A 15,798-nucleotide genomic window follows, 5' to 3' on the forward strand; every position below is an offset into this window, starting at 1 on the left:
ACACCATATTTTGGAGGGGTTTGAGATGGAACATATCTATCGCACCGTCTTTTGCGGTGAAGTCAGCAAAGAACACGTAGGACAACAGATTACCCTGAACGGTTGGGTACAAAAACGCCGTGACTTAGGCGGCGTCATCTTTATCGACCTGCGCGACAGAGAAGGTCTCGTGCAAGTGGTCTTCAATCCAGAAGTAAACAAAGAAGCATGGGAAAAAGGCGACAAAGTGCGCAGCGAATACGTACTCAGCGTAACCGGTACCGTCGTCAACCGCGCTCCAGAAGCGATCAACCCTAAACTCAAAACCGGTGAGTATGAGATCCTGGTCTCTGACATCACCATCCTCAATACAGCGAAAACGACGCCATTCCAAATCGAAGACGAGGTAGAAGTAGATGAGCAGATCCGTCTGAAATACCGTTACCTCGACCTGCGCCGTCCAGAGATGCAGCGCACCATGATGCTTCGCTCCAAAGCAGCAAAAGCATTCCGTGACTTCCTCGACGGCAAAGGCTTCATGGAAGTAGAAACCCCGATGCTCACCAAGAGCACACCAGAGGGCGCACGTGACTATCTCGTACCATCCCGTGTACACCCAAGCGAATTCTACGCGCTGCCACAATCTCCGCAGCTGTTCAAGCAGCTTCTGATGGTATCCGGTTTCGAGCGCTATTATCAGATCGTCCGTTGCTTCCGCGACGAAGACCTGCGTGCAGACCGTCAGCCTGAATTCACCCAAGTGGACATTGAGACCTCCTTCTTGCCGATGGAGGAACTGCTCCCAATGATGGAACAAATGGTGGCACACGTATTCAAATCCACACTCGGTGTGGACGTACCGGCTCCATTCCCGCGCCTCACCTATGCAGAAGCAATGGACCGCTACGGCTCCGACAAGCCAGACGTTCGTTTTGGCATGGAGCTGGTGAATGTCGCTGACCTCGTAGAAAACAGCGGCTTCGGCGTATTCGCCAACGCGGTCAAAGCAGGCAACCAAGTCAAAGCAATCAACGCCAAAGGCTGCGGTCACTTCTCCCGTAAAGACGTAGACGACCTCGGCAAGTTCACTTCCCGCTATGGCGCGAAAGGTCTTGCATGGATCGCGTTTAAGGACAACGAAGTAAAAGGCCCAATCGCGAAGTTCTTCTCTGAGGAAGAAGTGGCAAACCTCAAAGCCCGCACCCAAGCAGAAGAAGGCGACCTGCTCCTCTTCGTCGCTGACAAACCAAAAGTGGTAGCAGACGCACTCGGCGCACTCCGCACCAAGCTGGGTAACGAGCTTGGCCTGATCGACCACAGCCAATTCGCATTCCTCTGGGTAGTAGACTTCCCGCTGGTTGAGTGGGATGAAGATGCACAGCGCTACGTGGCTCTGCACCACCCGTTCACCCGTCCAAAAGACGAAGACCTGCACCTCATGGAAACCGACCCAGCAGCTGTCCGCGCACAAGCATACGACATGGTACTCAACGGCTACGAGCTTGGCGGCGGTTCCATGCGGATCTTCAAGCGTGACGTACAGGAAAAAATGTTCGACCTGCTTGGCTTCTCCCCAGAAGAAGCGCGTGCCCAATTCGGCTTCCTCTTGGATGCATTCGAATACGGTACACCACCACACGGCGGTATCGCACTTGGTCTCGACCGACTCGTGATGCTCCTCGCTGGCCGCACCAACCTGCGTGAAGTCATCGCGTTCCCGAAAACCGCGAGCGCAAGCGACCTCATGGTTCAAGCGCCAAGCCAGGTAGCAGACGCACAGCTCCGCGACCTCAACATCGCCGTCACTGTGGAAAAAGAAGAAAAAGAGCCGGTTGCCAACGCAACAGCAGCCGTAGCAGAAGATCAGTAATAGTCACGAATAGCAGCAACGATTAAAGGGAATCATGGAAAATAAGCCCTGAGATGTACGTAACCACCGAAGTTTTGAGCCACAAGAGTTTGTTAAGGGAGTTTATACGTCCGGGTAGCACGAAGGCATGCCTCCATCGAGTGGACGTCTGAGGGCCCCGGCAGGACACCCACCTGCGTAGCTGCAGGTTCAAAACTTAGGCTAGGAAGCGGCATAATGGGGCTGTTTTCCTGTCTATAATCCCGACTTTATAACTTGGGTATATATATTGCTTTTGGAAAGGACTTATGAAGATGCTTCATCAATTTTCCCGTTGTGAACTCGCATTCGGCCCAGAAGGCTTAGAAAAAATGAAAAACAGCACAGTAGCTGTACTCGGCATCGGCGGTGTCGGCTCCTTCACCGTAGAAGCGCTCGCCCGCACCGGCGTCGGCAAGCTCGTGCTGATCGATAAAGACGTGGTGGATATCACCAACATCAACCGCCAGATCCACGCAACGCTCAACACCATCGGCCAGCACAAAGCTGTTCTGATGCAAGAGCGCATCGCTACGATCAACCCAGAGTGTGAAGTCGTCACGCTCGACATGTTTTATAATGAAGAAACAGCAGAAAAACTGTTCGAACACAAGCTCGACTACATCGTCGACGCGATGGACACCGTCTCCGCGAAGATCCATCTGATCATCGAAGCCAAGCGACGTGGCATCCCGATCATCTCCAGCATGGGGGCGGCGAATAAAATGGATCCGACTAAGTTTCAGGTGGAGGACATCTCTAAGACGAGCTATGATCCGATTGCCAAGGTTGTGCGCCGTGAGTTGAAAAAAGCGCGTATCTACAAAGGTGTGAAGGTGGTCTACTCCAAGGAGATTCCTGTGACGATCAAGGAAGAGGTACGCGATCAGATCGTGAGCAATCCGAACTCTCCGATCCGCAAAGTGAAGCAGCCGCCGGCGAGTAATGCGTTTGTGCCATCTGTGGCGGGGTTGATCTTGGCGAGTGTGGTCGTGCAGGATTTGGTTGGCTGGGTGCCGAAGAAGGGGTAGACGATTAGGTTTAGATGAGGCTGAGACGCCAGCAACTTATCAGCATCGGAATAATATCGTGATGGTAATAGATCAGCGGCAGATTAAATCAAATGTTAGGTGAGAGTAGGGGCATCAAGACTTTTAGCAACTAGGGTAATCAAAGAGAGGGAACTAAGCCCTCTCTTTTTAATTTGATAGAAAAAAGGTATCAGTTAGATGGAAAAATTCAAAAATCTTAAAGCAAAATAATAATTCTACGAATAAAGTTTTTGATTTCTTTCTCTATAATAAAAGAGTGTAAAGGAAACATAAAATTTTGATGAGACAAGTGTCTAACTTTATTGGTGAGCATCCATCAAAAAAGATAAACGTTTTATTAACGGATAAAAGCATAAGAGATGAACGACACTCTAGCTTAAAAACTAGCTTTTCAAGCTAGTTTTTTATTATCTTTCGGCAGAATAATTCACTAAACCTATTCCAGATGGTACAATTTAGGGGGAATGTGTCGAGGAGGTTAGAAAATGTCCAGACAACAAATAATTAATGATTCAGCTAAAGAAAGAGATGGCGGATATTATGCAATAAAAGGATTCCTATACCAGTTTGATGTTACTATTAAAGAAATATTAGTAAATGTTGAAAAGGATGTACAATTCGAGCAAATACAAGATATAAACTATGAAGACTATGTTATTCAAATTAAACATAAAGAAACGCAAGAATATTCACCTAGCAAGATAAAAAAAGCAATCATACAACTGTTAGACATATACAAAAATGATGAAAGTAAATACCTATGTTTATATTGTCATTTTAAAGATATCGTCCCCCAACTCAAGCAATTACCGATAACTGAATTGGATAGTATACTAGGAAGTGAAAGCGGTAATTATACCGAACTACTTAAAGAATCTTTCATTAAAAACTTTACAATAAAATTTTCTCATGATTACGATACTCAGTTTAATGAAGTCATTGGCCTGATTCAGAAAACCTATAAGCTACCAAGTATAGAAAGTTCGATATATCAGCACGCTCTTATTCGTTCTAAGCTATTAGAGTTAGCAATAAACAAGGAGAAGAGTTACAGAGTTATCAATAAAGCTAATTTGGACTCCTTCTTACAGGAGGTTCAAAAAGTAAATTTTTCAAGGGGCTACTTAGATTTTCTTTCGAAAGAAAAATACGAAAAATTGGTGAAGAAAGAGTTTTTTACCATCGGTTTAAATCTTCTTAACTTTGAACGACTGTTTATAATTGATGTGGATGATAATGCAAGTGATACAGATCTATTGTCAATAGTAGGAAAATTAATTAAAAAATATTGGAGAAAAGATAAATCTCCAGCTCCCGTTATTTGTTTTAGGTACATGTCAGTTTCTCGAATAAATATTATTAAACAACAACTTTTTGATGATAGAGTAAATTTCTGTGATGGGACTTTTTTTAATGGTGACAAATTTCGACTTGAGAAAGTGATGGAGAAAAATTTCAATTATCAAGTTAAGTTTATCGATGAAAGTAACATTCCGCTGTTGATAAATAATCATTTTGTGCATGAAATATATCATTTCTATTCATTGAATATTGTTAACTTTAATGCAAATAAAATGAAGCAGATACATATTCATGTTCATGAAGCCACTCAGATTTTAAAAATGATTTAATCCATTAACGGAGGTGTAATCATGTCGTTTTGCAGCGTAAATGAAGAAAAGATAGCTAAGGTAGTTTCAGTTTTACCTAACAGGATTAAAATTGAAGTGAGGGACATAGAGAAATTTAAATTACAAAGTGAAAAGTTCTCTGTAGGTTCATATTTAAGAGTATCAGACAGTGAAGACTGTGCATTAATATGTATAATAGAAAACTTTTCAATTCAAAAAGAGGATGAAAAAGACGATATATACATTCTGGAAGCTATGCCATTAGGATTTTTAGATACTGAAGGAGAGTTTACGAGAGGAGGGAATAATATTGCTATTCCCCCGACCGATGTAGAACCTGCTAGGAAAGAGGAAATTCAAACAATTTATGATAATTTAGATAGTAATACTAGGTTCTGTTTCTCATCTCTTTCACAAGATATCAATGTAAAGGTTCCTGTAAATGGGAATAGGTTTTTTAATAAACATATCGCGGTTGTGGGTTCTACTGGTTCTGGAAAATCCCACACAGTCGCTAAGATTATTCAAGAAGCAACTTCAACAAAGAATGAAGGTTATGAGGGATTAAATAACTCGCATATCGTTATCTTTGATATTCATTCTGAGTATAAATCTGCATTTCCAAATGCAAATTACCTAGATGCAGAATCATTAGTGCTGCCGTATTGGTTAATGAATGGTGAAGAATTGGAAGAACTTTTAATAGAAACAGGTGAGAACCAAGCTTATAATCAATCTTCCATATTGCGGAGAATAATAACAAGAAATAAGCAACTTACAAATAATAATGAAAAAATAATGTATGATGCACCAGTTAAATTTTCACTAGATGAAGTATTAAACTGCATAGTTAATTTAAGTAAAGAAACAAGAAGTTATAAAAATCCAAACATTATGTGTCTGAAAGCTGCTGAAAAAGCATTTGGAAGTGATGAGCAAAAATTCGACTTCTATTTTAAAGAACAATATGAATTTGAAGAGGTTAAAGCTCAAAATATTAATAAAGGTACTTATAACGATGGGACTTTAGAGAAATTTATTTCACGGGTGAAAAATAAATACTACGATAAAAGGCTAGATTTTCTTTTTGGTAGCAAAGCTACTAATTACACATTTCAAGATTCATTAAAACAAATTTTAGGTTATCAAAGTAATAAAGAATCTAATGTTACGATTATTGACTTAAGTGGAGTTCCTTTTGAAGTATTGAGTATAACTGTATCTTTAATTTCCAGACTAGTTTTTGAATACGGGTATTACTTTAAAAAATATATTGATAATAATGTGAAGTCTCATAATGAAAAAGAGTATGCTCCGATATTATTGGTATATGAGGAAGCCCATAAATACGTTCCTAAAACACAGTCAGCTAAATATAATGCTTCAAGAATATCCATAGAACGTATTGCCAAGGAAGGAAGGAAGTACGGAGTAAGTGCTATGATTGTAAGTCAAAGACCTTCGGAAATATCAGAGACGATTTTCTCACAGTGTAGCAACTTTATTTCAATGCGTTTAACTAATCCAGATGACCAAAACTATGTAAAAAAGTTAATGCCAGATAACTTAGGACCATTAACTGATTCGCTTGCTACCCTAAAAGAGGGCGATGCTATCATATTAGGAGATTCCTTAATAATGCCTTCGCTAGTTACAATCGATAGGTGTTCACCTACTCCTTCATCTAATGATATTATGTACATAGAACACTGGAAAAGGAAGTGGCTAGATATTCCATTTGATGAATTAGCTAATAAATGGATTAAATAGACCTTTACAATTATCATGTAGAGATGGGAAAGCAGACTGGCAGGGAGGTTTTACATCACTTTAGCCTTTCTTTTCAAGCGTAAAAGGCTAGGTAGATTAGCGCGTAACCAGAAAATTACATAAAGCAATTCTTGGTTATTTTAAGTTGATTTTAGGTTTCAATGATAACTTTCCAAGACGCTTTAAGCTCTTGGTATGAATGATCAGCCTGTTTGGATATTCAGTGAGCAATAACAAGGCGAAGCCGACGACCAGTGAGTTTATCGGCAATCTGTCGGAAACCACCAGCAATTCGTAAATCCCATCATTCAAAGAAAGAAAAAATCATACAAAAAGCCCTTCCGCTTTGATTTATCGAGCAGAAGGGCTTTTTTCTATGTTATCAAATCACTTTCTCCGTCAACATCGCCTGCGTAATCCCAACAAAATACTCCGACTCCCGGCGAATATGATGAAGAACCGTTTTCGCAACCATATTCGTCTTAATCGGCACACTCTCAGCCGCAAGCTGGTCAAGAAACGCTATAAACTCCACGCTTTGATTCGCACTAAACAACACCAACTCACGGATTTGCCCCATCACCGCACTTGAAGGAGTCGCCCCACTGCGGGCCACTGCCTCAATATACCTGACGAACAGTGCCTCCGTCTGTTGAAAAGCCAGCTCCCACTTCTCCAATGCCGCCACAAACGGCGCCTCCAAGTTCGGAGCCAGCGCGCGGATGACTTGTGTATGCTCAGCCTCTTGATGCTTCCAGAACTGCCCCTCGTCTAAGATGCGAAGCGGCATTTTATCCTCATAATAAAATTGCACAGAATACTCCCCCAGTGATTGTATGTTGGCTCGACGGTATAGGGTATGAGGGAGGTGGGCGAGTGGTCACTTGACCCAAGCTTTTTTTCATTCTCAAAACTCAAAAAAGTTCCTCCCCCCACCCAATTATGCTATCATGAATAGATAAACCTAGCTTCCCAATCGACTTAATACACAATGGAAGGAACACCGACCATGGATTTATTCTCATTTGCCTATGAACAGCAGGACGCGGGGAACAAGGCGCAGCCTTTGGCAGCCCGACTGCGTCCAAGAACGCTGGATGAGGTGTTGGGGCAGGAGCATATCGTAGGAGAGGGTAAGCTGCTTCGCCGAGCGATTGAGGCGGATCAGGTCTCTTCCTTGATCTTTTATGGGCCGCCGGGGACCGGTAAGACCACGCTGGCCAAAGTGATCGCCCGTACCACCAAATCCTATTTTGCCGAGCTGAATGCCGTGACAGCGGGGGTGGCGGATATCCGCCGGATCGTGGACGAAGCCAAGGACCGTCTGGTGATGAACGGCCAGCGTACCACCTTGTTCGTCGACGAGATCCACCGCTTCAATAAATCGCAACAAGACGCCCTTTTGCCATATGTAGAAGAAGGGACCATCATCCTGATCGGCGCGACGACGGAGAATCCGTTTTTTGAAGTCAATGCGGCGCTGTTGTCGCGCTCGCAGATTTTTCAGCTGCAATCCATCTCAGAGGATGACCTCAAGCGTGTCGTGCATCGGGCGCTGACCGATGAGCAGAACGGTCTGGGTGAGCTGCATGTCACCATTGATGAGGAGGCACTGGATCATCTGGTGCGCTATGCCGAGGGGGATGCCAGACGGTTGCTGAATGCACTGGAGCTGGCGGCCAGCACGACACCGCTGTCTGCTGACGGGTCGATCCGCATCACGTTGGACGTGGCGGTAGAGTCGATCCAACGCCGCGCCGTCCGTTATGACAAAAGCGGGGATAACCACTATGACACGATCTCGGCGTTTATCAAGTCGATTCGCGGCTCTGACCCGGATGCGGCCTTGTATTGGCTGGCGAGGATGATCGATGCGGGGGAAGACCCGAAATTCATTGCCCGCCGGTTGGTCATCTCTGCGTCCGAGGATGTGGGCAATGCTGATCCGCAGGCACTCAGTGTGGCCGTCTCGTGCTTCCAGGCGCTAGAGCTGATCGGGATGCCGGAAGGACGGATTGCGCTCGGGCAGGCGACCACCTATCTTGCCACCGCACCGAAAAGCAATGCGGCCTATAACGGGATTAACCAAGCGCTCGCTCATGTCCGGGAAGAGGGCCACAAGCCAGTACCTGCCCATCTGCGCGACCAGAGCTACAAGGGGGCAGCCCGCTTGGGACATGGAGCCGGATACCTCTACCCGCATAACTACCCAGAAGGATATGTACCACAACAATATTTACCGGATGGAGTGGACGTGAGCTTCTACCGACCGAAGACCAACGGCTATGAACAGGAGATCCGCGAGCGTCAGTCGAAGCGGGGATTATTGAAGGAATAGATAAATTGGCACGGATGATCTTACGAGGCAGAAGGTACAGGAACGCCAAAAAGCGGAAGCCCCGCTTGCCTTCTCTCTAATGAAAGAAGCCGTGGGCATTCCGCTGTTTACGGTGTATCGGTCTGTGTGTACGAAAAGGTCGGCACGGGTCTGCAAGGATGACGACTTTTCGTTTCTCAGGCACAGATGACGGGATGATCCATTCCCAGACAACTACGTACGCACGTTACCGCCTGGACGGTTAGGCAGATCGCCGTTTTCATTTGGCTGTTTGGAATTCTCACTTGCGCCAAAACGGGCTTTGTGCGCGAGAGTACCAGCCGGAACCTCATACAGTGTTTCGGACGGATGGTTTTTGCCTTTTACTTTTGCATCATTTGATGGCATATACGGTCACCTCCATGAGTAGCAGTTGACTGTAGTGTGGCGCAAAGCACAGTGTCTCATGTGCGGAGGTAATCACCAGTTCGTGTATGTTTCACCAGAAAAAAGACGATAGTGAAGAGGAGAGTTGAAACAATTGAAGATCTCGACCAAGGGGCGCTACGGGCTCACGATCATGATGGAGTTGGCTGTTCACCATGGTGAGGGACCCATCTCACTCAAGAGCATCGCGCAGCGCCATGAATTATCTGAACATTACTTGGAGCAGCTGATCGCACCGCTCCGCAATGCGGGTCTGGTCAAAAGCATCCGCGGCGCATACGGCGGCTACGTGCTGTCCAAAGCACCGGAGGAAATCACATCCGGGGATATTATCCGTGTATTAGAGGGGCCGATTAGTCCAGTCGAGTTCTCCGAAGAGGAAGACCCGGCGAAGCGTTATCTGTGGCTGCGCATCCGCGACAGCATCTCAGCGGTGCTGGATTCGACGACCTTGCGCGATCTTGTCAATTATCAGGATGATGGACGTTCTGATAATTATATGTTCTATATTTAAGGGGTACTTCACATGCAAAGATTCGTATACTTAGATCACGCCGCTACCACACCGATCCATCCGCAGGTGGCACAGGCGATGCTGCCGTATCTGACAGAGGTGTACGGCAATCCATCCAGCATTCACAGCTTTGGCCGTCAGGCACGCCAAGCCTTGGAGAGCGCACGTGAGGAGATTGCTGATTTTCTCGGTGCTGATCCCAAGCAGGTCGTCTTCACCAGCGGCGGTACAGAAGCAGACAATATGGCGATCATCGGGGTGGCGATGGCGAACCGCCATAAGGGCAACCACGTCATCACCAGCCAAGTAGAGCATCATGCTGTCCTGCACGCTTGCGAATATCTCGAAAAGCAAGGCTTCGACGTCACTTATCTGCCTGTGGATCAGACGGGACAGGTCAGCGTCGAAGACCTCAAGCAGGCGGTTCGGGAAGATACGGTGCTGGTCTCCATCATGTACGGCAACAACGAGATCGGGACGATTCAGCCGATTGAAGAGATCGGTCCGTTTTTGCAGGAAAAAGGCATCTATTTTCACTCTGACTGTGTGCAGGCATTCGGCATCTTGCGTGTCAAGGCTAATGAATTGCCGGTCGATCTGATCACCGTCTCCGCCCACAAGATCAACGGGCCAAAAGGAATCGGTGCCCTGTATATCGGTCCTAATGTCGTGATCGAGCCGCATGTCTTCGGCGGCAACCAAGAGCGGAAGCGCCGCGGGGGCACGGAGAATCTGGCTTCGATCGTAGGCTTTGCCGAAGCGGTGAAGCTGATCAGAGCCAACCGTCAGGAACGGGTCGACAAGTACTTGGGATACCGCGAGACGATGCTGCGGGTTTTTGCCGAAGAGGGCATCGAATATCTGGTCAACGGGCATCCAGAGCATTTCCTGCCACATGTGCTCAATGTCAGCTTTCCAGGCATCAGTACGGAGACGATGCTCATGAATCTCGACATCGCAGGGATTGCTGCGGCCAGCGGTTCGGCCTGCACGTCCGGCTCCCTGGAGCTGTCACATGTCCTGAAAGCGATGAATCTGGGCGATCAATGTGCCAAGTCAGCGATTCGCTTCAGCTTCGGAACGACCAATACAGCTGAAGAAGTAGAAAAGGCCGCCCGCGATGTAGCCAAAATCGTGAAGCGTCTCGCTAAAAAATAAGGATGCAAAGAGCACCCGACTCTAGGTCTAAAGAGCCGGGTGCTCTTTTATTTTCACCTAACATATGCCTGAAAATAGCCTGAAAAATATACGAATTTAGATGTTTCATTTTTCCTAATTGATGTTAAAATAATCGTTATGGTGGTATAGAGGTCCAAATTGAATAGATCAATATGCTTACAAAGAATATGCGGAGGAATGTCAATGAACCTGCTTAACAGCACCTTGTCCATACGATACAAACTGTTAGCCGCCGTGATTCTCCTAACACTTGTACCGTTGTTGACCATCAGTTTGATCCAATTTAACAATTCGGAGAAAATGATATATCAATTGGCTGTCTCCGACTTGAACTACATCACCTCGATTAAGGCAAAAGAACTGGAGCCTTACACCCTGAACACACAGTTGAGCGAACCGACCAAAGAGCGGATCAACAGCGTGCTCAATGATGTGCAGGAGAACTACTACAAGCCTAATGATATGAGTGGTTTGGCATTTATCATCGACGAAAAAGGCACTATTTTATTTCATCCTTCTTCTGATATGGTCAATAAAGATGTAAGTGCATCTACTTTTATTCAAACCATGCTGTCCGGTAAGAAAGGTCATGTCGTGTATGAAGAGGAAGGGATCGAGTCGATTACCTCCTACGCAAAGCTGCCTAACGGTTGGACAATCGGGGTCAGCACCCATACTGAGGACCTGCTCCGTCTGATGGGAGATCACCGCAGCAGCGTGATTTTGGTCGCTTCTATTTTTGGAACGGTTGCTGTGATTGCGGGTTCCTTTATCGTGGCCCGCGTACATGGGCCGATCAGTGAGCTGGTCAAAGCGATGCGTCAGGCCGAGACGGGTGACCTGACTCCGCGCGTGTCGGTCAAGACCAAGGACGAGATCGGTCAGATGTCCATGATGTTCAACGAGATGATGACCGTCTTCTCCTCCATGCTAAGAGAAGTGCGGGATGTCTCGACACAGGTCGCCGGTTCTTCTGAAGCCGTGCGTGGCAGTGCGACGGAGAGTGCCCGTGCAGCTGAGCAGATCGCCGAAGCCGCAGGTGAGATCGCAGCAAGCAGTGAAAAGCAGCGTGACTATATGAAAGCGACTTCCGAATCCCTGCACCAGATGGACCGTGACGTAGAGCGTATCGCCACATCAGCACTCAATGTCAGCAACGACTCCGATCTGGCGAACCAATATGCGCGTGAAGGGGAAAAAACCCTCCAAGAGCTTGTCTCTGAGATGGATCAGATCACCGATAAGGTACATGCCAGTGAAGCGGTCATCCGTGAGCTGGGCAACCGTTCCGAAGCGATCCGGGGCATCATTACGATCATCCGTGAAATCAGCGCCCAGACCAACCTGCTGGCTCTCAATGCCGCGATTGAAGCCGCACGTGCCGGTGAGCAGGGCAAAAGCTTTGCCGTTGTCGCCAACGAGGTGCGCAAGCTGGCTGAGCAGTCCGGTCACGCTGCAGAAGAGATCTCCAAGCTGATCACCTTCATTCATGCAGAGATCACCGAAGCCGTCTCCACGATGGAGGAGACGACCACTGCTGTACAGGAGGGCCGTACCAGCGTGTCCGCTGCCGGACGTGCGTTCCAGCAGATCTCTACCGCGATTGATCATGTCAACGAACAGATCGGCCGTATGAACCAAGCGGCACAAGCGATTTCTAAAGATACCAACAATGTCGTGCTCAATGCCGATCAAATCACAGCCCTTGTCGAAGCATCCACTAGAGATACCCAAGAGGTGGCTTCTGCTTCTGAGATGCAGACCGCAACCGTCGAAGAGATGACGGCCGCTTCTGAAGCCTTGGCCTACATGGCAGATAAGTTGTCAGAACAAGTAAAACGGTTTACAATCTAAGGGTAGATAAAAGTTCAGCAAAATCCACTTTTGTCAAAGTGGATTTTTGTGTTGGGAGGCGGAATCATTTGTCTGAGCAGCAATCGCTCCCCCTTTTCACGGAGAAATACATCCGTGGGACGCTAAAGCACGAGATCTTCTATAACGAAGAGAACTGGTACGGTATCGTCCGGATCCAGATTGAAGAAGCAACCGAGCCGATTAAAGAAGCGGATGTGATTGTGGTTGGTCATTTTCCACGACCGCATCCAGATGAGATCTATACATTTTACGGCACATGGAAAACGCACCCGAAGTACGGGGATCAATACGATGCGCACCGCTACGAGCGGGAGACACCGAAGACGAAGTCCGGTGTGGAAAAATACCTTGCCAGCGGTCTGTTCAGCGGAATCGGAAAAAAGCTGGCCAAGCGGATTGTGGATGCGCTTGGGGTGGATGCGCTGACGATTATCGCCAATGACCCAGATCAGCTGTCCACCATTCCGGGGATTTCGCCGCAGCGTGCCCGGGCGATTTATGAATCGGTGCTGGAGCATCAGCAGCTGGAGAGGACGATGGTCTTCCTGTATGAATTCGGGATTGGGGTGCATCTGGCCCTGCGGATTTATCAGACGTACAAAGACCAGACGATGACCGTCCTGACGGAGACGCCATACAGATTGATCGAAGACATCCAAGGCATTGGCTTCAAGCGCGCCGATGAAATCGCACGTACCACCGGAATTGCACCGTCTTCGCCAGAGCGGCTGAAGGCGGCGACACTGTATGTCCTACAGGAAGCAAGCTATGGCGAGGGGCATGTGTACTACATGTACTTTGCCTTGCTGGAAGACACGATTCATCTGCTCAGAGATATCGGTGGGCATGATTTTGACATGGATGATTTTGATGCGGGGCTAGAAGAGCTGGTACAGGGCTCCAAGATCATCTGGGAGGACGAGCGTGTCTATCTGCCGTCCCTTTATTTCGCAGAGGTGGGCTTTGCCAAGCGGCTCCGTTATTTTGCAGACCGGGGAGTGCTGGCTGAGTATCCGGCCTCTGAGTTTTATCAGGCGATTGGGCAGGTGGAGGACGAGCTTGCCATTACGTATGCCCAGCAGCAGAGGGATGCTGTCGAGATGGCGATGACAGAGGGCCTGATGCTTCTGACCGGGGGACCGGGTACAGGAAAGACGACCGTGATCAAAGGAATCTGTCATGTATTTGCCCAGCTCAACGGGATTTCGCTTGATGTTGAAAGCTACGACCCGATGGAGAATCCGTTTCCCATCCTTTTGGTGGCGCCTACCGGACGTGCAGCCAAGCGGATGAGCGAGACGACAGGACTGCCTGCGATGACGATCCACCGCCTGCTCGGGTTCAAAGGAGACGGCTTCGAGCATGACAACCAAAACCCGGTCAGGGGCAAGCTGATTATCGTCGACGAGATGTCGATGGTCGATATCTGGCTGATCAATCAACTGTTCCGTGCGCTGCCGGATGATATCCATGTCGTGATGGTAGGAGACCCAGACCAGCTCCCGTCCGTGGGTCCAGGCAATGTGCTGCATGATATGGTCGAATCCAGACTCCTGCCGATGGTGCAGCTGACCGAGATTTACCGTCAGGCGCAGGAATCGTCGATCATCCAACTGGCTCACGCGATTCGGGAGGGTGTCGTTCCGGCTGATCTGCTGTCCAAGCAGCAGGATCGACGATTTTTCACAAGTTCGCCACAAGATGTGGTCCAAGCCGTGAAACAAATTTGCTCCGGAGCCGTATTAAAGGGATACACGGCAAAAGATATCCAAGTCCTCGCCCCTGTTTACAAAGGGGTAGCAGGGGTTAACCAGTTAAATATCGAATTACAAGAATTATTCAATCCCAAATCAGACCAGAAGCGGGAAGTCACCTTTGGCGAAACCATCTTTCGTTCTGGGGACAAGGTCCTGCAGCTGGTGAACAACGCAGATGAACAAGTCTTCAACGGGGATATCGGTGAAGTCGTGGCTATTTTTCACCCGAAAGAAAATGAAGAAAATGAGGAACTGCTGGTCGTTTCCTTCGATGGCCGTGAAGTGCAGTATAAGCGCTCCCAGTACCATCAATTGACGTTAGCTTACTGTTGCTCCGTGCATAAGTCACAGGGCAGTGAATTTCCTATTGTTATCTTGCCGTTCGTCAAAAATTACTACCGCATGCTGAGACGCAAGCTGGCTTATACGGGTGTGACGCGGAGCAAATCCTTTTTGCTGATGTGTGGAGACCCGGATGCGTTTCGGATTGCGGTGGAGAGTAATGACGAGGGAGTCCGGTATACGTACCTGCAAAAACGATTGCGTCAGCCTGACTGACGCCGTTACCTGAACTGGAACAGTTTATCGCGCATGTGGCACACTTAACCGCCAATACTAAGGGAAGCGGGGAGGGTTGCCTCTATGCGCAGAGCTTTGGACATTCTGGGACTGCCGGTCTTGTGTCTTGCCACAGGTGAGAAGATCGGGGAAGTCTGTGACATTCTCTGTGACCTGAAGTCGAAAGTCATCGGAGTCGTGATCCAAGAAGCAGGATGGTTCCAGAGCGGTAAGTATGTTCCAATTGCCCAGATCCATGCCTTTGGGGAAGATTACCTCACTGTCACAGGCATTGATGCGATTACTCCTATGCGTCAGCTTGACCCTGCCTATACGGTCGGACTTGTCACAGGAAAGCTAACCATCAAAGGAAAACCAGTGATTACGGAGAGCGGTGAATTGCTCGGGATCGTCGAGGACGTTTATTTTTCCTCGGATTGGACGAAAATGGTAGGGTACGAATTATCGGACGGATGGATCGCTGACGTCACCGAAGGGCGCAAGCGTATGCCGAATGATCCACCTTTTACCGTCGGAAAAGAATCCCTCATCGTTCCGCACATGAACCGTATTTAGGCGCTTGAGCCTGTAGGAGGAAAGTATGATGCGTGTATCTTGCCCCAACTGTGCATCCAAAGATATTGGGAAAATTGGAACCAATCAATACTACTGCTGGAACTGCTTTGTGGAACTGAGCATCACTGGAGATCAGGTCTCTTCTGTGTATCAAGTGGAAGAAGACGGGTCCCTGCAGTCGCTCAACGATCTGTTTTTCGATGATCCTTCCGTTTCCGCACAACTGTAACACACCAGATCGTTCGAAAGGGGAGG

13 protein-coding genes and 1 other RNA gene are annotated in these 15,798 nt (G+C 47.7%); 12 read left to right on the top strand and 2 right to left on the bottom strand.

The genetic code is table 11. The features are described 5' to 3' along the window. Positions 1-25 precede the first annotated feature (25 nt). From aspS to herA, 5 genes are all read left to right on the top strand, one after another. Complete coding sequence (aspS, locus tag FGI41_RS11825; protein WP_139490350.1) at positions 26-1,849, top strand: aspartate--tRNA ligase; 1,824 nt, start codon at positions 26-28, stop codon at positions 1,847-1,849. Between the two features lie 42 nt (positions 1,850-1,891). Further along, a non-coding RNA gene (gene ssrS, locus FGI41_RS11830) (6S RNA) lies at positions 1,892-2,076 on the top strand. 66 nt (positions 2,077-2,142) lie between these two features. Continuing rightward, the gene (locus FGI41_RS11835; RefSeq protein ID WP_139490351.1) at positions 2,143-2,898 is read left to right on the top strand and encodes a tRNA threonylcarbamoyladenosine dehydratase; all 756 of its coding nucleotides are present in this window, start codon (positions 2,143-2,145) and stop codon (positions 2,896-2,898) included. A gap of 506 nt (positions 2,899-3,404) precedes the next feature. Further along, positions 3,405-4,550, top strand: coding sequence for a hypothetical protein (locus FGI41_RS11840; RefSeq protein WP_139490352.1), 1,146 nt, complete (start codon positions 3,405-3,407; stop codon positions 4,548-4,550). A gap of 21 nt (positions 4,551-4,571) precedes the next feature. Then, on the top strand, positions 4,572-6,320 hold the full coding sequence (herA, locus tag FGI41_RS11845) for an anti-phage-associated helicase HerA (RefSeq protein WP_139490353.1): 1,749 nt from the start codon (positions 4,572-4,574) through the stop codon (positions 6,318-6,320). Between the two features lie 382 nt (positions 6,321-6,702). Here the strand turns inward: herA and FGI41_RS11850 are convergent, their stop codons facing one another. After that, the gene (locus tag FGI41_RS11850) at positions 6,703-7,134 is read right to left on the bottom strand and encodes a DUF2935 domain-containing protein (protein ID WP_139490354.1); all 432 of its coding nucleotides are present in this window, start codon (positions 7,132-7,134) and stop codon (positions 6,703-6,705) included. A gap of 195 nt (positions 7,135-7,329) precedes the next feature. Between FGI41_RS11850 and FGI41_RS11855 the strand changes: the two genes are divergently transcribed. Further along, complete coding sequence (locus tag FGI41_RS11855) at positions 7,330-8,658, top strand: AAA family ATPase (protein ID WP_139490355.1); 1,329 nt, start codon at positions 7,330-7,332, stop codon at positions 8,656-8,658. Between the two features lie 213 nt (positions 8,659-8,871). Here FGI41_RS11855 and FGI41_RS24955 read toward each other — a convergent pair whose 3' ends face one another. After that, entirely contained in the window at positions 8,872-9,045 is a 174-nt protein-coding gene (locus tag FGI41_RS24955) for a hypothetical protein (protein ID WP_176560247.1), read from the bottom strand. A gap of 133 nt (positions 9,046-9,178) precedes the next feature. On the opposite strand from FGI41_RS24955, the gene cymR reads away from it, so the two are divergent. From cymR to FGI41_RS11885, 6 genes are all read left to right on the top strand, one after another. After that, the gene (gene cymR, locus FGI41_RS11860; RefSeq protein ID WP_139490509.1) at positions 9,179-9,598 is read left to right on the top strand and encodes a cysteine metabolism transcriptional regulator CymR; all 420 of its coding nucleotides are present in this window, start codon (positions 9,179-9,181) and stop codon (positions 9,596-9,598) included. Between the two features lie 12 nt (positions 9,599-9,610). Further along, complete coding sequence (locus FGI41_RS11865) at positions 9,611-10,756, top strand: cysteine desulfurase family protein (RefSeq protein ID WP_139490356.1); 1,146 nt, start codon at positions 9,611-9,613, stop codon at positions 10,754-10,756. Positions 10,757-10,960: 204 nt separating this feature from the next. After that, the gene (locus tag FGI41_RS11870; protein ID WP_139490357.1) at positions 10,961-12,631 is read left to right on the top strand and encodes a methyl-accepting chemotaxis protein; all 1,671 of its coding nucleotides are present in this window, start codon (positions 10,961-10,963) and stop codon (positions 12,629-12,631) included. A 68-nt stretch (positions 12,632-12,699) separates the two neighbouring features. Beyond that, complete coding sequence (gene recD2 / locus FGI41_RS11875; RefSeq protein WP_139490358.1) at positions 12,700-14,967, top strand: SF1B family DNA helicase RecD2; 2,268 nt, start codon at positions 12,700-12,702, stop codon at positions 14,965-14,967. Positions 14,968-15,051: 84 nt separating this feature from the next. After that, positions 15,052-15,543: a PRC-barrel domain-containing protein gene (locus FGI41_RS11880; RefSeq protein WP_139490359.1), complete on the top strand. Its 492-nt coding sequence runs from the start codon at positions 15,052-15,054 to the stop codon at positions 15,541-15,543. Between the two features lie 28 nt (positions 15,544-15,571). Then, positions 15,572-15,772 carry a YrzR-like zinc ribbon domain gene (locus FGI41_RS11885; protein ID WP_139490510.1) on the top strand — a complete coding sequence of 67 codons (201 nt, stop codon included), beginning with the start codon at positions 15,572-15,574 and terminating at the stop codon, positions 15,770-15,772. The last annotated feature ends 26 nt before the right edge of the window (positions 15,773-15,798 follow it).

Origin of the sequence: Brevibacillus dissolubilis, assembly GCF_006170445.1 — a bacterium.
GTDB classification, from domain to species: domain Bacteria; phylum Bacillota; class Bacilli; order Brevibacillales; family Brevibacillaceae; genus Brevibacillus_B; species Brevibacillus_B dissolubilis.